This is a genomic window from Clostridium sp. (assembly GCF_036639235.1).
In the GTDB taxonomy this organism is placed as follows: Bacteria; Bacillota; Clostridia; order Clostridiales; family Caloramatoraceae; genus Clostridium_AB.
This window is the reverse complement of the sequence record NZ_JAVWJB010000001.1, coordinates 24,818-43,886: the sequence shown is the minus strand read 5'-3', so window position 1 is coordinate 43,886 and position 19,069 is coordinate 24,818. Positions and strand designations below refer to the sequence as shown.

The 19,069-nt window shown below is 34.1% G+C and carries 16 protein-coding genes, 12 tRNA genes and 2 pseudogenes; 3 read left to right on the top strand and 27 right to left on the bottom strand.

Features of this window, described 5'->3' with window-relative positions; all coding sequences use genetic code 11:
- Positions 1 to 394, top strand: a 394-nt coding sequence (locus tag RR539_RS00245; RefSeq protein WP_332474332.1) for a hypothetical protein, incomplete at its 5' end; no start/stop codon positions are given.
- Positions 395 to 498: 104 nt separating this feature from the next.
- Here RR539_RS00245 and RR539_RS00240 read toward each other — a convergent pair.
- The 26 genes and pseudogenes from RR539_RS00240 to RR539_RS00120 all read right to left on the bottom strand — a co-directional run bounded on the left by RR539_RS00240 (position 499) and on the right by RR539_RS00120 (position 16,112).
- Positions 499 to 1,260, bottom strand: a complete 762-nt coding sequence (locus tag RR539_RS00240; protein WP_332474333.1) for a CPBP family intramembrane glutamic endopeptidase — start codon at positions 1,258 to 1,260, stop codon at positions 499 to 501.
- Between the two features lie 67 nt (positions 1,261 to 1,327).
- Entirely contained in the window at positions 1,328 to 1,918 is a 591-nt protein-coding gene (gene yihA / locus RR539_RS00235) for a ribosome biogenesis GTP-binding protein YihA/YsxC (RefSeq protein ID WP_332474334.1), read from the bottom strand.
- Positions 1,908 to 4,235, bottom strand: coding sequence for an endopeptidase La (gene lon / locus RR539_RS00230; RefSeq protein ID WP_442878371.1), 2,328 nt, complete (start codon positions 4,233 to 4,235; stop codon positions 1,908 to 1,910). Before lon ends, yihA begins: the two co-directional genes overlap by 11 nt.
- A 215-nt stretch (positions 4,236 to 4,450) precedes the next feature.
- Positions 4,451 to 6,115 (bottom strand): ATP-dependent protease LonB, encoded by a 1,665-nt coding sequence (gene lonB, locus RR539_RS00225; RefSeq protein WP_332483447.1) that lies wholly within the window; start codon positions 6,113 to 6,115, stop codon positions 4,451 to 4,453.
- A gap of 125 nt (positions 6,116 to 6,240) precedes the next feature.
- On the bottom strand, positions 6,241 to 7,545 hold the full coding sequence (gene clpX / locus RR539_RS00220; RefSeq protein WP_442878367.1) for an ATP-dependent Clp protease ATP-binding subunit ClpX: 1,305 nt from the start codon (positions 7,543 to 7,545) through the stop codon (positions 6,241 to 6,243).
- 21 nt (positions 7,546 to 7,566) lie between these two features.
- Positions 7,567 to 8,151, bottom strand: a complete 585-nt coding sequence (clpP, locus tag RR539_RS00215; RefSeq protein WP_332474336.1) for an ATP-dependent Clp endopeptidase proteolytic subunit ClpP — start codon at positions 8,149 to 8,151, stop codon at positions 7,567 to 7,569.
- A gap of 46 nt (positions 8,152 to 8,197) precedes the next feature.
- On the bottom strand, positions 8,198 to 9,487 hold the full coding sequence (gene tig, locus RR539_RS00210) for a trigger factor (RefSeq protein WP_332474337.1): 1,290 nt from the start codon (positions 9,485 to 9,487) through the stop codon (positions 8,198 to 8,200).
- 116 nt (positions 9,488 to 9,603) lie between these two features.
- Positions 9,604 to 9,936, bottom strand: coding sequence for a hypothetical protein (locus tag RR539_RS00205; protein ID WP_332474338.1), 333 nt, complete (start codon positions 9,934 to 9,936; stop codon positions 9,604 to 9,606).
- A 117-nt stretch (positions 9,937 to 10,053) separates the two neighbouring features.
- Positions 10,054 to 10,920 (bottom strand): hypothetical protein, encoded by an 867-nt coding sequence (locus tag RR539_RS00200; RefSeq protein ID WP_332474339.1) that lies wholly within the window; start codon positions 10,918 to 10,920, stop codon positions 10,054 to 10,056.
- 119 nt (positions 10,921 to 11,039) lie between these two features.
- On the bottom strand, positions 11,040 to 11,831 hold the full coding sequence (locus tag RR539_RS00195; protein WP_332474340.1) for a hypothetical protein: 792 nt from the start codon (positions 11,829 to 11,831) through the stop codon (positions 11,040 to 11,042).
- A 136-nt stretch (positions 11,832 to 11,967) separates the two neighbouring features.
- Positions 11,968 to 12,043 (bottom strand) — tRNA-Lys (locus tag RR539_RS00190).
- Between the two features lie 34 nt (positions 12,044 to 12,077).
- A tRNA-Lys gene (locus RR539_RS00185) sits at positions 12,078 to 12,153 on the bottom strand.
- Between the two features lie 8 nt (positions 12,154 to 12,161).
- A tRNA-Arg gene (locus RR539_RS00180) sits at positions 12,162 to 12,238 on the bottom strand.
- A gap of 16 nt (positions 12,239 to 12,254) precedes the next feature.
- Positions 12,255 to 12,328 (bottom strand) — tRNA-Gly (locus tag RR539_RS00175).
- 4 nt (positions 12,329 to 12,332) lie between these two features.
- A tRNA-Gly gene (locus RR539_RS00170) sits at positions 12,333 to 12,407 on the bottom strand.
- Between the two features lie 12 nt (positions 12,408 to 12,419).
- Positions 12,420 to 12,503, bottom strand: a tRNA-Leu gene (locus RR539_RS00165).
- An 18-nt stretch (positions 12,504 to 12,521) separates the two neighbouring features.
- Positions 12,522 to 12,597: transfer RNA gene (locus RR539_RS00160), tRNA-Lys, on the bottom strand.
- 4 nt (positions 12,598 to 12,601) lie between these two features.
- Positions 12,602 to 12,676: transfer RNA gene (locus RR539_RS00155), tRNA-Gln, on the bottom strand.
- A gap of 7 nt (positions 12,677 to 12,683) precedes the next feature.
- A tRNA-His gene (locus RR539_RS00150) sits at positions 12,684 to 12,760 on the bottom strand.
- Between the two features lie 23 nt (positions 12,761 to 12,783).
- A tRNA-Arg gene (locus RR539_RS00145) sits at positions 12,784 to 12,860 on the bottom strand.
- Between the two features lie 16 nt (positions 12,861 to 12,876).
- Positions 12,877 to 12,950, bottom strand: a tRNA-Gly gene (locus tag RR539_RS00140).
- A gap of 106 nt (positions 12,951 to 13,056) precedes the next feature.
- Positions 13,057 to 13,132, bottom strand: a tRNA-Pro gene (locus RR539_RS00135).
- 168 nt (positions 13,133 to 13,300) lie between these two features.
- A complete protein-coding gene (locus RR539_RS00130; protein WP_332474568.1) occupies positions 13,301 to 13,774 on the bottom strand; it encodes a metallophosphoesterase in 474 nt (157 codons plus the stop codon).
- Positions 13,775 to 13,785: 11 nt separating this feature from the next.
- Positions 13,786 to 14,358 (bottom strand): annotated as a pseudogene (gene rdgB, locus RR539_RS10875) (RdgB/HAM1 family non-canonical purine NTP pyrophosphatase); the annotation flags it as partial.
- 33 nt (positions 14,359 to 14,391) lie between these two features.
- A pseudogene (gene rph, locus RR539_RS10870) lies at positions 14,392 to 15,129 on the bottom strand (ribonuclease PH); the annotation flags it as partial.
- Between the two features lie 14 nt (positions 15,130 to 15,143).
- On the bottom strand, positions 15,144 to 16,112 hold the full coding sequence (locus RR539_RS00120) for an AIR synthase family protein (protein WP_332474570.1): 969 nt from the start codon (positions 16,110 to 16,112) through the stop codon (positions 15,144 to 15,146).
- Positions 16,113 to 16,244: 132 nt separating this feature from the next.
- On the opposite strand from RR539_RS00120, the gene RR539_RS00115 reads away from it, so the two are divergent.
- Both RR539_RS00115 and RR539_RS00110 read left to right on the top strand, forming a co-directional pair.
- Complete coding sequence (locus RR539_RS00115) at positions 16,245 to 17,837, top strand: hypothetical protein (protein WP_332474571.1); 1,593 nt, start codon at positions 16,245 to 16,247, stop codon at positions 17,835 to 17,837.
- 46 nt (positions 17,838 to 17,883) lie between these two features.
- Complete coding sequence (locus RR539_RS00110; RefSeq protein WP_332474572.1) at positions 17,884 to 18,033, top strand: hydroxymyristoyl-ACP dehydratase; 150 nt, start codon at positions 17,884 to 17,886, stop codon at positions 18,031 to 18,033.
- Between the two features lie 87 nt (positions 18,034 to 18,120).
- Here the strand turns inward: RR539_RS00110 and RR539_RS00105 are convergent, their stop codons facing one another.
- Positions 18,121 to 18,825, bottom strand: coding sequence for a TVP38/TMEM64 family protein (locus RR539_RS00105; RefSeq protein ID WP_332474573.1), 705 nt, complete (start codon positions 18,823 to 18,825; stop codon positions 18,121 to 18,123).
- Between the last annotated feature and the right edge of the window lie 244 nt (positions 18,826 to 19,069).

Here is a 19,069-nt window from a genome sequence, read left to right as displayed (position 1 = left end):
GGGTTACAACCCTAATATGCAGCAGGGATATAATCCTAATATGCAGGGAAATATGAACCCTAATATGCAAGGGGGCATGAATCCTAATATGAATCCAAATATGCAGGGAAATATGCAAGGGAATATGAACCCTAATATGGGAGGGATGCCAAATATGCAAGGTGGTCAAAATCAACAAGGTGGCGATTTAAGCGCCTTAATGGGACTTTTAAACAATGTGGATCCTAATCAGTTAATGTCTATGTTATCTCAAATGGGTGGACAACAAGGTGGAGGCGATATGCCAAATCCATCACAAGCTTCTTCATTAGTAAATGCTCTAAAACCATTTATGCCACCAGACAAAATAGCAATGGTAGAACAGTTACTTAAAAACTTAAATGGACAAAAGTAAATTAACTACGATTTTTCATAGGACAAATAAATATTGATAAAATAATTATTTGTCAACAATCTTAAAAATCTACTTGCTAAGCAAGTAGATTTTTCTATTATGTATTACTGGATTAATATTAACCATAATAACGTTATAGAATTAAATATTACATGGTTAATTACAGCTGCTCTAAATCCATACTTCTCATAAAGAAAGCAATTAAATAGTCCCATTGAGAAAAACACTGGCACACCTGCTATATTATAATGAAGTACAGTAAACAGTATACTTGTAACTATAGCGGATACGTATTTTCCAATACTCTTCTTAAAAACTCTATACATTACATGTCTAAATATAAACTCTTCTAAAATTGGCCCTGTTATAACAATTAATATTCCTAAATAAATAGCTTTTAAAGTTGATGAAGTTAAAAATTCTTTCGTAATTTCCTGTTCTGATGCTTCTATACCGTAGGCATTTAAAAACACCATAAACCAAAGTGCAAAAGCAGTTACAAGTATTTTAAATACTAGACTCATACTAATTACCTTAATTCTTTCATTTGCAACAGTAATAGTATATGTGCTTTTAAGTATTGATAGCTTGTACTTCTTTGATTTAAGAGGTCTTAAATAATACTTTTCCTTTTCATGTTTATTGCTCTTATATATAACAGATAAATATATAAAAGTAATAATTGTAGGCAGTATATTCTTTGTAACTATAGATATACCTACATATAGTAAGAATGCTATAACCAATATCCTTTTTTGATTTTTAGATTTAGTCTTTTTCATTACTGATATAAGCATAATCCATGGAACTAAAACCAATAGGGCTATTTGTATAGTATTCTGTAAAACCTCGATTATTAAATTCATATGTTTTGGTCCCCTTATTTTAAAAGATAAGCTGCTTTAAAGTATAATCTTCAAAGCAGCTTAGTTATTAGCCTAAATTACTAAATTTCTCCATTGTCTCCCATAGTTCATCTCTTCCCTCTTTTGTTTGTGAAGAGAAGTGAAGTAATATATCATCTTGAGACATCTGTAGTGACTTTCTAATTTGTTGAAGACTTTTATTTCTATGGTTACGAGTTAGCTTATCTGACTTAGTTGCTACAACAACCATTTGTGAGCCTGTTGCCTTCATCCAATCAAACATTATCTTGTCATCCTTAGTAGGCTCATGTCTAACATCTACTAATAATATAACTAGTTTAAGCTGCTCTCTATGGTTTAGATAATCTTCAATCATCTGACCCCACTTAGCCTTCTCATCCTTAGCAACCTTCGCATATCCATAACCTGGTAAGTCTACTAGATATAGATCCTCATTAACCTGGAAAAAGTTAATAACTCTTGTCTTACCCGGTGTTGAACTTGTTCTAGCAAGTGACTTCCTATTAACTAATGAATTAATAAGTGATGATTTACCTACATTACTTCTACCTGCAAATGCTATCTCTGGAAGTCCTGTTTCAGGATACTGTGCAGGAGATACTGCTGTTGCGTATATATCTGAGTTTTTAATTATCATTATTTTCACCTCTTAGTGCAGCATCTAGTACCACATCTACTTTCTTCGCAAATATAAATTCCATTTCGTCCTTTATATATGATGGTATTTTATCTACGTCCTTTTTATTTTGCTCTGGTAATATTATTGTCCTAATTCCAGATCTATATGCAGATAGAGCTTTTTCTTTGATTCCTCCTACAGCTAGAACGCTACCTGTTAAAGTAACCTCCCCTGTCATCGCAACATCTGCTCTAATTGGAGTATTTGAAAGTGCTGATATCATAGCTGTTATCATTGTAACACCTGCAGAAGGTCCATCCTTTGGAACCGCACCCTCTGGAGCATGTATATGAATATCAAGCTTCTTATAAAACTCCTCATCGATTCCATACTTTGAAGCATTCGCTCTAACATAACTATAGCCAATTTTAGCAGACTCCTGCATTACCTCACCAAGTTTACCTGTTAGGTTTAGTTTACCTGAACCCTTCATAACGCTAACCTCAACTGGTAATGTATCTCCACCATATTGAGTCCAAGCAAGACCTGTAACAACTCCTACCTGATCTTCCTTTGAAGCATCATCATACTTGTATCTAGGCTTTCCAATATACTTTTCAATGTTTTTTACACTAATCTTTATAATTTTATCAGGGTTTTCAACTATTTCAACAGCAGCCTTTCTACAAACCTTACCAATCATTCTTTGTAGGCTTCTAACTCCTGATTCCCTAGTATAACCTTCAATAATATACTTAATAGCATCCTGTGAAATTTTAAGCGATTTCTTATCTATTCCATGTTCTTCTAATTGTTTTTGCACCAGATAGTCCTTTGCTATTCTTAATTTTTCAACATCTGTATAACCAGCTACTTCAATAACCTCCATTCTATCCCTTAAAGGTCCTGGAATAGTATCTAAAGTGTTTGCTGTTGTTACAAATAAAACCTTTGATAGGTCATATTCAACCTCTAGATAATGGTCTTTAAATGTTGAGTTTTGTTCAGGGTCTAAAACCTCTAGCATTGCTGATGCTGGGTCCCCCTTATGATCTGATGCCATTTTATCTATTTCATCTAGTAAGAACACTGGATTACTAACCTTTGCGTCCTTCATATTTGATATAATTCTTCCTGGTATTGAGCCTATATAAGTTCTTCTATGACCTCTAATTTCAGCCTCATCACGAACCCCACCAAGACTCATTCTTACAAACTTTCTATTCATAGATTCTGCAATAGCCTTCGCAATTGATGTTTTACCAACCCCTGGAGGTCCTACTAGACATAAAATCGGACCCTTAAGTCCTTTGTTTAACTTTCTAATAGCTATAAACTCAAGAATTCTTTCCTTAACATCTTCAAGTCCAAAATGGCTACTTTCTAGAACCTTTTTAACCTTACTCATACTAACAGTATCCTTAGACTCCTTATTCCATGGAAGTGCAAGTACTGTTTCTATATATGTTCTAATTGCGGAAATTTCAGCTGATGCTCCCTCTGAATTCTCAAACTTATCTATTTCACTAAATAATTTACTACGTATTTCATCTGAAACATCTAATTTTGCAGTCTTCTTTCTAAAAGAGTAGGCTGTAGATTGAATATCCCCGTTCATACCAAGCTCATATTGAATTGTTTTTATTTGCTGCCTTAAGTAGTATTCTCTTTGCTGCTTGTCTACTCTATCCTTAGTTTTCTTAGCTATTTCATCTTCAAGCTTTAAAACAGCTATCTCATCATCTAGGACCTCTAAAATAAACTCAATTCTTTCAATAAGAGTTCTCTTATTTATAAGTTCTTCATGGAATCCTAATATAGATATCATAGTTGAAGAGGTTATATACACATATTTGTCAATTTCCTTAAATGAACTAAATTTAATTTTAGGCGCTTCAACCTTCATATTCATAGCACTTGAATACTTTGTATACCTATCCTTTAACTGCCTTGCAAGGGCCCTTGTTAAATTAAAGTCATTATATTCTTCATCATATGCTATAACATTACCAATATAATAAGGTTCTATGCTAACAAGTGACTTAAGGTCTGCCTTATAAAGCCCCTCTACAAGCACTCTTACAACTCCATTTTGAAGCTTAAGTACCTGCTTAATACTAGCAACAGTTCCAGATACATTCATATCTTCCTCATTTGGCTCTTCTATTCCATCATCAACCTGTGTAGTTAGAAATAGAAGTTTGTTTGTAGACATTGCAGAGTTAACAGCTGCAAGGGATTTTTTTCTACCTACATCAAAATGAACCACTGTATATGGAAACACAACTAACCCTCTAACTGGTAAAAGTGGTAGCTGCATATCTCTTGGATTTATATAATTAACTTCTTCTACTGTAGTTTCTGATTCTTCATTATTTGTATAAATACAGTTTCTTCTCATATTCATTATTTCAACTCCTATATAGCAAAGGGCTTGATTATCATAACTCTAAATATTATAACCTATTTGCAACTAGAGTTTCAATATAATCAAAGTAAAGAAGCCTTCATTATTGAAAGCTTCTTTTTTGAAGTATAGTATATTATATTTTAGTTGTAGCTTTCTGCTACTAAAATCTTTTCGTCGGTTACTGTGGTCTTTACAATTTCACTTGTAGCATATTGAATAACTTCTTCCACCTTATCAACTGGTATAACCTCAATGTCATAATCCTTAAATGTATCTTGATAATTATCACGTGGTATAAGTACCCTCTTAGCCCCTGCCTTCTTAGCAGCTTCAATTTTAGCTATGATACCACCTACTGGCTTAACATATCCTCTAATTGAAACCTCACCTGTCATAGCAATTTCATTGCTAACCGGAATCTTCATTATAGCACTATATACAGCTGTTGCTATAGTTATTCCTGCTGATGGTCCATCTACTGGAACACCACCTGGGAAATTAATATGTATGTCTAGCTTATTAGTATCAAGACCTAAATACTTTCTTGTAACAGTTAATACATTCTCAACTGAAGCTCTTGATGTACTCTTACGCTTAACGCGTCTATAATGTGAACCTGTTTCTTCTTCTTCAACTATTCCTGTTATAACTAAAGCTCCACTTGAATCCTTAGATTCTGTAACAGTTGCTTCTACCTCAATAATAGTACCCATGTTAGGTCCATAAACAGCAAGGCCGTTTACATATCCAATTTGAGGTCTTGACTCTATCTTCTTTTCGGGTCTTGGGCTATATTGACCACTTTCTATTACCCACTCAATATCTTCTGCCTTAATATAATCTCTTCCTTCGTTAACAGCAATACCACCTGCAATTTGTATAATATTAACTGTTTCACGTCCGTTAGTTGCATACTTACCAATTAAGTTAACAGAATCATCACCTATCTTAAAACCACCTTTAGAAGCTGCATTATCTGCAATAGACTTAATTTCTTCAGCTAATAATGGTCTAAAGAATATCTCAACGCAACGTGATCTTATAGCTGGTGGAATTTCTTCTGGTGTTCTTGTTGTAGCACCAATTAATCTAAAATCTGCTGGAAGACCATTTTCAAAAATATCCTTAATATGTGATGGTATCTTAGGGTCCTCTGAGCTAAAATATGCACTTTCAAGGAATACCTTCCTATCCTCTAATACCTTTAATAACTTATTCATCTGAATTGAGTGAAGTTCTCCTATCTCATCAAGAAACAATACTCCACCGTTAGCCTTAGTAACTGCCCCTGGCTTTGGTTGTGGTACTCCTGCAACTCCCATGGCCCCTGCACCTTGGTATATAGGATCATGTACAGAACCAATTAATGGGTCTGCTATTCCTCTCTCGTCAAATCTAATAGTAGTAGCATCTATCTCAACAAATTTAGCTTCATCACTAAATGGAGATATTGGGTTATTCTTAGCTTCTTCAAGTATAACTCTAGCTGCAGCTGTCTTACCAACTCCTGGAGGTCCATATATAATAACATGTTGTGGATTAGGACCACATACAGCAGCTCTTAAAGACTTAAGTCCTCTTTCTTGACCAACAATATCCTTAATAGAAGTCGGTCTAGTTTTCTCAGCTAGAGGCTCTGTAAGACACATTTCTCTCATCTTTTGAAGTTTTTCCATTTCCTTTTCGCTGTCCTTAGCCATATATGACTTATTGCTCTTTTGTGTCTTCATCTGGTTATAGAAATATAGTGCAAATAATACTGTAAAAACTATATTAACTAATATTAATAATTTGTAGGTGCCCATATCAACGCCTCCCTTTCAAGATAATAATATTTTAACCAGATGCTTTCTTTTTATACTTAATTTTTTAGGTATAAATAGTACAAAAAATAAAAAAGAGGAAGTTAAATCTTCCTCTTTTATGTTAACTATGAAACTATTTCATTGTCATCATCACTTGATGTAACCTTTTTAGCAGGTGACTTTTTAGCAATCTTTTTAGGTTCACCAACTACTACTTCAGGTAATGACTTATTCTCAACAGTATCCTTTGTTATGCGGCATTTTTCAATATCTTCCCTTGATGGAATATCATACATTACATCAATCATAATATCCTCAAGTATTGCACGAAGACCTCTTGCCCCTGTTTTTCTCTTAAGAGCCTCATCAGCTATAAGTTTTATAGCCTCATCTTCAAACTCAAGCTCTACTCCATCCATATCAAACAGCTTCTTATACTGCTTAACTAGGGCGTTCTTAGGCTCAGTTAGAATCTGAACTAGAGAATCTACATCTAGTGAGTTAAGAGTAACTACTATTGGTAGTCTTCCAATGAACTCTGGAATCATACCAAACTTTAAAAGATCCTCAGGAACAATTGACTTAAGCAGTGTTCCTACGTCCTTGTCTGACTTACTCTTAATATCAGCACCGAATCCCATAGTACCATTTTGAGTTCTCTTTTCGATAATCTTATCAACGCCATCAAATGCACCACCACAAATAAACAGAATGTTACTTGTGTTTATTTGGATAAACTCTTGATGTGGATGTTTACGTCCACCTTGTGGTGGTACAGATGCTGTAGTTCCTTCAAGTATCTTAAGTAATGCTTGCTGAACTCCTTCACCTGATACATCCCTTGTTATTGATGGATTATCTGACTTTCTTGCAATCTTATCAATTTCGTCGATATATATAATTCCTCTTTCTGCTCTTTCAACGTCATAATCAGCACTTTGAATAAGCTTAAGAAGAATGTTTTCAACATCTTCACCAACGTACCCTGCCTCTGTTAGAGTAGTTGCGTCCGCAATAGCAAAAGGTACATTTAAAAGTCTAGCAAGCGTTTGAGCAAGAAGTGTTTTACCTGAACCAGTTGGCCCAAGTAATAATATATTACTCTTTGAAAGCTCTACATCGTCATTTTTTGCCTTTGGAGAATTAATTCTTTTGTAGTGGTTATAAACAGCAACAGCAAGTGATTTTTTAGCAGCTTGTTGTCCAATAACATACTGGTCTAAAAACTCTTTAATCTGTTGTGGCTTTGGAAGCTCTGTTATATCCATGTCTTGATCTACTTCAAGTTCCTCAGTAATAATCTCTGAGCAAAGTTCTATACATTCATCACATATATAAACCCCAGGACCTGCTATAAGCCTTTTTACCTGTTCCTGACCTTTTCCACAAAATGAACATTTTAGTTGCTTTTTATCATCTAGTTTCGGCATTTTCACACCCCTTTATAAATCTTACTTTCTCTTAGTGATTACTTCGTCTATAAGACCATATTCCTTAGCTTCATTAGCTGCCATAAAGTAATCTCTTTCAACGTCCTTTTCTAACTTCTCAAGGGGCTGACCAGTGTTATCAGCTAAAATTTCATTAAGATGCTTCTTCATCTTAATAATTCTTTCTGCGTGAATCGCAATGTCAGTTGCTTGCCCTTGTGTTCCACCTAGTGGTTGATGAATCATTATTTCTGCATTTGGGAGAGCGAATCTCTTACCCTTAGCACCTGCTGAAAGTAAGAATGCACCCATAGATGCTGCCATACCTATACATATAGTTGATACATCTGGCTTAATATAATTCATAGTGTCATATATAGCCATACCATCAGTTATAGAACCTCCAGGACTATTTATATAAAGGTAGATGTCCTTATCAGGGTCCTCTGCCTCTAAAAATAGAAGTTGAGCCGTAATAAGCTTTGAAGTTACCGAATTAACTTCTTCTCCTAATATAATTATTCTATCCTTTAAAAGTCTAGAAAAAATGTCGTATGATCTTTCTCCTCTACTTGTTTGCTCCACTACCATAGGAACAAGACTCATAAATATCCCTCCTAAGATAAAATTACAAACCGCCTACAAGGTTAAGTTATATAGCCTTGCTATTAGTAACAATTAGGTCTATAACTTTATTATTTGAAATTTCTTCTTTTATATTATCTTTCTCTGCAGTAAGAATGATATCTTTCATCTTTTCAACATCCTTATCGCCATATCTCTTAGCAATTTCTTCTGCTCTAGCTGAAAGTTCTTCTTCTGTTACTTCTATTCCTTCTTTTTTAGCAATTGCGCTAATAACTAGGTTAGTTTTAACTCTAGTAGTTGAAACTTCTCTAAAGTCGCTTCTTAACTTATCCATTGTCATTCCTAGAAGTTCCATGTACTTATTTATGTCAAGTCCTTGATACTTAAGCTTCATATCAAGATCTCTTACCATAAAATCAATTTCTCTTTCTATCATAACGTCTGGTATCTCTACTTCTGAAGCATCTACGATCTTCTTAACTAGAGCATCTTCGAATTCTCTCTTAGCCTTCTCTGCATTTGCTTGCTCAAGATTCTTCTTCATATCAGCCTTAAACTCAGCTACTGTATCAAATTCTGATACATCCTTAACGAATTCGTCATCTAGTTCTGGTACTTCCTTAACCTTAATTCCCTTAACAGTAACCTTAAAAGTTGCTGCTGCTCCTGCAAGAGTTTCTACTCTGTAGTCTTCTGGGAATGTAACGTTAACATCAAGTTCCTCTGAAACCTTAGTTCCAATTAGTTGATCTTCGAATCCTGGAATGAAAGTTCCTGAACCAATTGTTAGCTCAAAGTCTTCTCCCTTTCCACCTTCAAATGCTTCATCAGCTACAAATCCTTCAAAGTCTATAACTGCGATGTCTCCATCTGCAACTGTTCCTTCTTCTTTAGTAACGATTCTAGCTGCTTTTTCTCTCATTGAAAGAATTTGAGCATCTACTTCTTCATCTGTTGTAGTGTACTCAACCTTCTCTACTTCAATACCCTTGTACTCCCCAACTGTAACTTCTGGCTTAACAGAAACAGTTGCAGTATAAACAAGTTCTTTCCCCTTACCAATGCTAAGTACATCAATTTCTGGGTAATCAACTACGTCAATACCGTTTTCTTTAATAGCTTCTGGGTATGTTGCTTCACATGCGAAGTTAACTGCATCATCATATAGAACAGCCTCTCCGTAGTATTGCATTATAACAGACATTGGTGCCTTACCTTTTCTGAATCCTGGTACATTAAATTTCTTTGCATTCTTCTTATATGACTTATTTAATGCTTCATTAAATTTTTCTGCTGATACTGTTATTTCTAATTTAACAGAGTTTTTTTCTAGATTTTCAACTTTAACGCTCATCACTATTCCTCCTAATTTGTAGTTAATAATTTAAAATAAAAATGCGTTATCGATACATACCTATAGTATAACATTGTAATGATATCATAGTGTGACTTCATATTCAAGTGAAAGCCCTAGTTTAAAACTCCTCCACTAGAAACTACAGCAATTACCTTTTCTGTAGGTCTATTTAAGTCCTCTGGTGGGATAATCTCAAGGTCAGCAGCCTCAAGAAGATGCTTATCGTAATATAAAGAAGCTTTATATACTCTAAAGCCTATTACTTGATCGTTTTCAACTATATCTACAGTATCTAATATAAGGCTTGCAGCCTCCTCACTATTATATACATTCTCCTCAACTGGTATATTTTCCTTCTGGGTAGAAGTATCTATATTCTCCTGTGTATTCTCTTCTCCAAAGTATACGCTAACTATATCCTTTTCTTTGTCGTAACAAACCCTCACTATTATGCTCCCTTCAGTGTATAACCATACCTTGTGATTATAGCCCTAAATTATTTATTTAAAACTTGTTAAAAAAATTATTTTAATTATTATACCATATTAGGAAGTAATTTTACTTTAGTTATATGTTTTATTTATAATTTTCTCACAATTCGACATATATTGTGCACATGCCTTTTTACATGAAACCTTTATATTGTGTTTTTGACAATAATTATTACAATTATAGCTACATGTTTCACAATACCCATATTTAATATTATCGTAGGATGGGGGTAATTCATTTAAGTAGGTTTTTACTAAAAAGGAATAAGCCTCTTGATCTTTCTCATTATTTATATCACTGTATCTTTTTATATATGCTTTATAATCATCTTTATTGATACATTTGTAATAAATAGATTTTTTTATATAGTCAGCTCCTAGGGAATTGTTCTTGTGAATATTGATTTTTGATAAATATCTATAACTAATTGCAAGGCACAAATCTGTGTCTATATTTTCATCTATAAATGCTGCACTGCATCTAACCTGCTCTCTCATATCAATTACATTTCTACAAATCTCCTCTGCTCTTTGATTCTCCTTTATCTTCATATTAAGCTTAGCTTCCTTAAGCATAATTTGTTCAATCCACGATACATGAAAGCTCCCAAGGCTATCCCCTAGTATTACATCTCTTGAAAAACATCTTTTCGCCTTTTCTATTAATGAATAGGCTAAATCATATCTTTCAAGGTCGATGTATTCATCAATAAGGTTATATAAGTTAAACACTAATATATTTCTTTCAACAATACACTCAGTATCCTCTGAAAGGTTATTGATAATATTGGAAATAATATCTACTCCTTGACTCTTTAGTCCAAACTTCTTTTGAAAGTTACCTATAAGCGTAGACATTATCATATTATTTTTTTCCTTTTTTTCACCACTGTAACCGCCAAATAAACTATTTATGCTAAATATATTGGCATTTTTCATAATGTCCTCCGATATATTTCTTCTATATCTATATGCTAATAATAGCTTTTTTAAGATTAATAATAAAAAAAAGACTATCGAATTGATAGTCTTTGATTTTAATAGCAATATATTTTATCCTATTTAGATGCTTTAGTTCCGTTTTCTGATATGTATAGGTACCCCTCTACTGTATTAAGTTTAAGAATTCCCTTTTCATCAAAACCTTCAAATTTTAGGGAAGCAATATCCCCTGGAACCTTTAAAGTCTTTGTATGCTTATCAGGACTTTCAGGGGATACTCTCCAAATAGTTAATCCTGCACCTGGTCTTTGGTTTGGCATATCAGATAGATATACTATGCTACCGTCAGCTGTAAACTGAGGCATTGCATTCCATATAAAGTCCTTTTTAGTTTCTAGAATACTTCTAGTTAACTTCTTACCTGTTTTATAGGATACGCTTTCCTTAGTTATATCCCTTAATGTTCCGTCTATATTATAAAGTATAAGTGACTGATCGCCCTTGTCTACAAAAACTATTTTTTGTTTGTCCTTAGATATTGAGAAATCTACTCCCTCAACTAGTCCCTTAATACCCTTAAATTCGTTTTTACCCTCACTCTTTGAGTATTCAATATTTAGTGTAGTTGAATCCTTAGCCTTATATTCATATACAAGTACACTAGCTACCGGCTCTTTAACATTACTTTCAACCTTATCTTCCTTCTTAGGCTTTTCTTCTTTATTATTTAAAGATGAACCTATATTAGAAATAAAGTCTGGCATTATTGATATATTATTTTTCTTTAGGTAGTAAAGACCACCAAAGAATGCCATACATACTAGTAAAAGTATGAAAAGTATTATGTTGATTTTTCTTCTTTTCATTTTTTGTTCGTAGTCTCTACTAAATATACTTGGTTTTGCCATGATTCTACCTCCTAACACTACTATGTATATTATAACTAAAAAGTCATCATAAAAAAAGTTATTTGTTAGTTTATTTTTTGTAATATTTAGGAATCTATAGATAAAATAAAAAGTCATCTAAAATAGATGACTTATGTGGTGGACCATCGGGGGTTCGAACCCAGGACACCCTGATTAAGAGTCAGGTGCTCTACCAACTGAGCTAATGGTCCATATTATAAAATATGTTATATTAAATTAAAGGATTGGTGGACCATCGGGGGCTCGAACCCAGGACACCCTGATTAAGAGTCAGGTGCTCTACCAACTGAGCTAATGGTCCACATTAAATGGTGCGCCTTAAGAGATTCGAACTCCTGGCACACGGCTTAGAAGGCCGTTGCTCTATCCAACTGAGCTAAAGGCGCATAATTTAAAATTTAATGGAGCGGGTGATGGGGATCGAACCCACGCTGCCAGCTTGGAAGGCTGGAATTCTACCATTGAACTACACCCGCGTATTGGAGCGGAAGACGGGATTCGAACCCGCGACGTTCACCTTGGCAAGGTGACGCTCTACCACTGAGCCACTTCCGCTAATAAAAAAAATGGTGCGGATGGAGGGACTTGAACCCCCACGTCATGGACACTAGATCCTAAGTCTAGCGCGTCTGCCAATTCCGCCACATCCGCATGTGGAATAAATAAAAATGGTGAGTCACCAGGGAATCGAACCCTGGACAACTTGATTAAAAGTCAAGTGCTCTACCGACTGAGCTAGTGACTCACAATGGCTGGGCTAGTAGGATTCGAACCTACGCATGCGGGAGTCAAAGTCCCGTGCCTTACCGCTTGGCGATAACCCAACGTTATTGGGGTGGATAATGGGATTCGAACCCACGGCCTCTAGAGCCACAATCTAGCGCGCTAACCAACTGCGCCATACCCACCATATTAAATGTGTTAAGTTAAATGGTGCGCCTTAAGAGATTCGAACTCCTGGCACACGGCTTAGAAGGCCGTTGCTCTATCCAACTGAGCTAAAGGCGCATAATTTAAAATTTAATGGAGCGGGTGATGGGGATCGAACCCACGCTGCCAGCTTGGAAGGCTGGAATTCTACCATTGAACTACACCCGCATGTGACACTTAACAACATTTTGTCCTTGTGAACATTTACTATTTTAATGTTTTCATTTTGTTTTGTCAACCTCTTTTTTTTAAAAACTTTTAAAGTTAAAGAAGTTGGTCGGGGTGACAGGGATCGAACCTGCGACCTCATGGTCCCAAACCACGCGCGCTCCCATCTGCGCCACACCCCGAAAGTGTTTGTGCCCCTCGGCGTTTGCCCTAGCGACAAGATTAAGTATATATTATGTTCACCTATTCGTCAACACTTTTTCTAAACTTTTTTTGATTTTTTTTAAACTTTTATAATTCCAGGTATTAGAAAAGGCTTAAACCATTGATGTAGCAATGGTTTAAGCCACTTACATTCTACAAGGAAATATACTAAATTCTTTAGAATTTATATCTAAAATACCATATCCTATTCCAATATCCCTAGGATAAGCTGCACTTCCAGGGTTAAAAAATGTTATATTTTCTATCTCTTCATAGTGCTGTTTATGTGTATGACCAAATAAAACCAGGTTACATTCGAGCTCTAAGGCCCTATAAAATAGTTTATTTAAATCATAATATACCCCGTATTTATGTCCATGGGTTAAAAATATTCTAGTTCCTTCTATGGTAATAACCTTTTCTTCAAGTCCATTTTCAAATAATCTATCATTATTTCCTGCAACGTATATAATATTTTTGTTGTACTTCTCGTTGATTTTTATAATATCCTCATAATGATCTCCTAGGTGAATTATAATATCTGCATCCTCTAAACATTCCATAACCCTATTTAACATGTATAAATCACCATGTGAATCACTAACTATCCCTATTCTCATTCTCTACCTCATTATAATCTTTTAAGTTTAGCTTTAAGATTAAGAAGTGCCCTTGATCTATGACTTATTCTATTTTTCTCCTCTAGTGTAAGCTCTGAGAATGTTTTATTATATCCATCAGGTATGAAAATAGAATCATATCCAAATCCATTTTTACCTCTAGGTTCAAATATAATCTTTCCTCTAACCTCACCTCTAGCTGTTATCTTCTCACCTTCAGCTGTAATTAATGTTAATACTGTTACAAACCTTGCTCCTCTTTTATCAAGTGGAAAGTCCTTTAATTCTTCTAAAAGCTTAGTATTATTCTCATCATCAGTTGCATTTTCTCCTGCATATCTTGCTGAGTATACACCTGGCTCTAAATCTAAACTAAATACCTCTACACCAGAATCATCTGCAAGTACAGCATATTCAGTTAATTCCTTAACTTGACTTGCCTTCTTATATGAATTAGCTTCAAATGAATCTCCATCCTCTACTACCTCAATATTAATTCCTGCTTCTTTTTGTGATTCAACATCTATACATAATGTATCCATTATATTTTTAAATTCTACTATTTTATGATTGTTGTTACTTGCTATAACAATCTTATCAATTCTTCTTTTTCTACCTTCTCCAATTCTCTGTGCATCCTTACCTAGTGCTTCTCTTTGAATATTAATAAGTGAATCAACTCCACCCTTTGCCATTCCAAGCATTCTATTCATTTCATTAAATGTATAAGGTCTTTCCTCTCCTGTTCCCTGCACCTCAATAAACTCATGTACATCTGTCATAACAACATTCATATCTACCTGGGCATTTGAGTCTTCTTCATAGCAAAGGTCTAGTATAACCTCATTTTCTAATATTCCGCAACTAACCGCTGCAACATAGCTTTTTATTGGATAAACCTTAAATGGAGTTTGCTTAGATAGTACATTTATAGCATCTACCATAGCGATAAATGCTCCTGTTATAGATGCACATCTAGTTCCTCCATCTGCTTGAATAACATCACAGTCAATCCATATAGTCTTCTCTCCAAGAACCTTCATATCAACAACACTTCTTAAGCTTCTGCCTATTAGACGTTGAATCTCTGAAGTTCTACCATCAACTTTACCCCTTGATGATTCTCTAGGCTTTCTACTTCCTGTAGATCTTGGTAGCATACCATACTCAGCTGTAATCCATCCTTCACCTGTTCCCTTTAAAAATGATGGAACCCTATCTTCAATAGAGGCAGTACAAATAACCTTAGTGTCTCCACACTCTATAAGTACTGAACCCTCTGCATGCTTGGTATATCCTCTTGTTACCTTTATTTCTCTTAAATCACTATTCTCTCTGTTATCAATTCTCTTCATAAATGCTCCTTAAATTATATCTTATAAATTTCGTCAACCTCTGGCCCATAAAGTACTGTACTTACCCCGTTTTTTACAAGAATATTCTCTTCATTAGTAATCTTACCAACAACAGCTGAATTAATTCCATGACTTTTAAGATAAGTACAAAGCTCTTCTCCCCTATCTGTTGTTATAATCATACTTCCACTTGAAATTAATCTATATGGATCTAAATTAAATATTTTTGATACCTTTTTAGTTTCTTCTTTTATTGGAATTATATCTTCATATATCTTAACAGTAAGTCCACTAGCCTCTCCTACCTCATAAATAGCACCAAGTATTCCACCCTCAGTAGCATCATGCATAGAATTAACCTTGAACTTAGCTGCAAGTATTCCTGTTTCTACAACGCTTATACTTTCCATCATATCTTTCATATTAGTAATCTCGTCTAATGTAAAGTGTTTAGACAAAACCGCTTCTCTATCTGAGGCAATTATAACCGTCCCCTCAAGTCCTGCGTAACCTGTTACTACTATATCATCACCAATTTTTGCCCCTGAAGTTGTTACAACTTCCTTACCTTTGCCTATAGCCGTAATTGATACTATCATCTTATTAACAGCATCTGTAACCTCAGTATGACCTCCTAGTACCTGTACAGATAGCTCACTACAAGATCTAACTATATCATCCATTACCTTCTTAATATCCTCAACCGTAGAATCAACAGGTGCTAGTATAGTTACCATAACCCCTATTGGTCTAACCCCTGCTGATGCTATATCATTACATGATATATGTACAGATAATGCTCCAATTTCACTTGTTGCCCCCGTTATGGGGTCAGTTGTTATTACACATTTTTCTTCTCCAAAATCAATAATTGAACAGTCTTCTCCAATACCTGGTCCTACCAAAACATCCCTATTATCTATGTTAATTTTAGAAAGAATTTCATTTTTAAGTATCTCATTAGGTAGCTTTCCGATTTTCATTTATCTCCCCTCCTGATTAATATTATAGAGTAAAGATATTATTTTTCAAAGAATTACATTATTTTAGTCAAGTTATGCCCTGTTAACACATAGAATATTATGAGTTTTTTTATTTTTAAGGCGGTGAATTAATTGTATTTTCCTCTTAACGAAGATATATCTTCAAATCTTGAACATATTGCCCTAAATCTTTCTTATATGTCTACAAGATGTACAGAGTGGGCTGTTCTCTACTCTGGACTTGGTATATATAATCATATATCAAATAAGGAGCTTAAAAGGTTTTATAGCCATTTTAAAATAAAACCTGATGATAGGGATACTGATTTAATCTATTCTATTAAATGTATGTATAAAAAGGGGCGTCCTGAATTCTTAAAAGCACTTAAGTCATCTAAGCGGGATCGAAAATATCTATGGCGCTCTGATACCTATAGCAGGGAACTTCCTATATTATCACAGGCTTTTACAATACTATCCCTATGTAGCATCTCTAGTCTTATTAAGCGTCATGAAAAATTTCTTTCTGTAACCATGCTTAAAAATGCTGATAGTATATTCGACTTCCTTGTTAAGAATATGAAATCAGGTGAAGGTCACTTTGTGTCCTATGAGGATAAAACAGCGTCCCACAAGGAGGATTTAACACTTAAAAGAATAGATAAGCATCCAGACCTTATTTGTCAAATTTATTTACATGAAGGATTCTTAATGCTTTATAGCGAGACTAACAATGTTAAGTATAGACATTATTTTAAAAACTCTGAACTATACCTTGAGGAGTCTCGTAAATTATTTAGACATTTATTTGAGGGACGTGACTATTTAATATCCCTAAAGTCTAAGGATCTTTCATCTGTTATTTCTTCACTTTATAGATGTTACTCTATTGAAACTGAAGAATCCTACAAGGAAGAATATCTTAGTATGATTACTCTACTTTCACTAGAGCTAGAATCTAGAGTATCCTCAGATGGTAATGTTGAAAGAAGTAATAGTGATGATGCTTCCTCTAGTATGATAACCCATTTTAAAACCCTAGGCGCATTAATCGAAGGTTATTTTATTACAGGGCTATACCCACTTCGCAGTGCGTCAAATAGACTCTTTAAGTATTTAAATGATCGTCATGACCCACTGTCTGGACTTTTTATGAGAAAGTCTGAATATAAACTTCGTTATACCTCAAAGGATGCTGCTGAGGTTATAAAGTCACTAACACTATATAATGTTCTTGAAAATGATAAAACATCACTTAATTTACTTAAGGCATTTTATAAAACCTCTATTGAAGAGGCTAACCTCTTTGCAAGTACTAAGGAAAGAAACCCTGAATTTTTATCACATACACTAAAAATTCCAGATAATATTCCATTATATGAACAAAATAAAAAAGCGCCTGTGTTCTTAAAGGGATTTAAGGTTAATACTAAAAAGTCACATCTACCTATTACCTGTCGTGGCTTTAATAGTTATTATGGCCTATATTCAAGCTTTATATATACACTTTATTTTAAGCCTATTATAGAGTATAAAAAACTATCCCAGGGAGAGGTATCTGAGCGCAGCAACGAATTTGTTGAGGATATTTACTATAATATTCTTAACCGTAACTTTGAAGATATTGAAGAATATGATATAACAGATGATGATACTATTAATGAAGTCTCTACAACAATAGATAGTAAAAATAATATAGATGACCCCGATGAAAATATTGGGTAAATAATTATTAATATATTGATAACACTATGTATAAGGAGGAGATGCTATGGTTAATATTAACTGCTCTGAAAATTGTATTCATTCTATTAGTGGGAAGTGCTGCTTAAATGTTGTAGACAAGTTCTCAAATTATATTGGCTACAATTCTGACTGTGCATACTTTACCCCACATTCTTCTCCAAACCAAAAAAAGTAGGTATCCCCTACTTTTTTTCTTTTATATATCATATTAAAAACTACCATGTATAAATTAAATTCTGCTATTTTTTAATATATACTTTTATTATACTGCCTTCTCACTAGTAGCTTCACTTTTTTTACTCAATACTTTCTTAAGTAATATTATTAATGTACTTACCGCAAATAATATTAACAACCCTGTAACCACCATTTTTATTGTTCCTGTAAGCATTCCGCCTATATAAGAATAAATAAGCGTTGCAGGTAATTGTCCTATTCCCGTAGCTATAAAAAAGCTCCAGAATCTCATTCCTGTAAGCCCTGCTGCATAACTTACTATATCAAATGATATAAATGGTAGAAGCCTTGCTATAAGCACCGCATATGTACCATAATCCTTGAAAAAGTCATCAGCCTTTTTAACTGCACTTTTTGATGTTAACTTCTCAATAGCATCGCGTCCAAGTAGTCTTGCTATAAAAAAGCACAGTGCTGCTCCTGCCATAGCACTTGACCATGAGAGAATCGCCCCATATACCCATCCAAATATAGCTGCATTAGCAAATGTAATTATAAATGCAGGTAGCGGGGCTACAACTGATTGAAGAATCATTAATATAAATGATACTATAGGTGCCCATACACCAAATCCTAATATATACTCACGTACTAATTCTACATCTACATTTTGCATAATAACCATTGCTTTATTAACATTTACCTTTATCGGTTCTACAAACATATAAATACCTATTACAAGTATTAAAAATAATAACTTATATCTATTATTTAAAAAGAAGTTTTTCATTTAAAATTACCTCCACCTTAATTCTTAATTATTTTTAAGACAAATACAGTGAAAGTATAGCATTATTTTTATCAATACTAAAATAGAAATAAGTAATAAACTTTAAATGTCTATTACTTATTTCTATAGGAATTAAAAAGGACCCCTAGATAAATCTAAGAGTCCCTTTATTTACTACGCTTCCTTAGATGCTCCGTATAGAAGAATTCTACCTAGTGGTGACTTCTTAATACCCTTAACCTTA

Bases quoted from the DNA above. Each gene is read 5' to 3' on its own strand.
- RR539_RS00240 (WP_332474333.1), bottom strand. From the start codon at position 1,260: ATGAATTTAATAATCGAGGTTTTACAGAATACTATACAAATAGCCCTA.
- yihA (WP_332474334.1), bottom strand. From the start codon at position 1,918: ATGATAATTAAAAACTCAGATATATACGCAACAGCAGTATCTCCTGCA.
- RR539_RS00200 (WP_332474339.1), bottom strand. From the start codon at position 10,920: ATGAAAAATGCCAATATATTTAGCATAAATAGTTTATTTGGCGGTTAC.
- RR539_RS00130 (WP_332474568.1), bottom strand. From the start codon at position 13,774: ATGAGAATAGGGATAGTTAGTGATTCACATGGTGATTTATACATGTTA.
- clpP (WP_332474336.1), bottom strand. From the start codon at position 8,151: ATGAGTCTTGTTCCTATGGTAGTGGAGCAAACAAGTAGAGGAGAAAGA.
- RR539_RS00195 (WP_332474340.1), bottom strand. From the start codon at position 11,831: ATGGCAAAACCAAGTATATTTAGTAGAGACTACGAACAAAAAATGAAA.
- clpX (WP_442878367.1), bottom strand. From the start codon at position 7,545: ATGCCGAAACTAGATGATAAAAAGCAACTAAAATGTTCATTTTGTGGA.
- RR539_RS00105 (WP_332474573.1), bottom strand. From the start codon at position 18,825: ATGAAAAACTTCTTTTTAAATAATAGATATAAGTTATTATTTTTAATA.
- RR539_RS00120 (WP_332474570.1), bottom strand. From the start codon at position 16,112: ATGAAAATCGGAAAGCTACCTAATGAGATACTTAAAAATGAAATTCTT.
- tig (WP_332474337.1), bottom strand. From the start codon at position 9,487: ATGAGCGTTAAAGTTGAAAATCTAGAAAAAAACTCTGTTAAATTAGAA.
- RR539_RS00110 (WP_332474572.1), top strand. From the start codon at position 17,884: ATGGTTAATATTAACTGCTCTGAAAATTGTATTCATTCTATTAGTGGG.
- lonB (WP_332483447.1), bottom strand. From the start codon at position 6,115: ATGGGCACCTACAAATTATTAATATTAGTTAATATAGTTTTTACAGTA.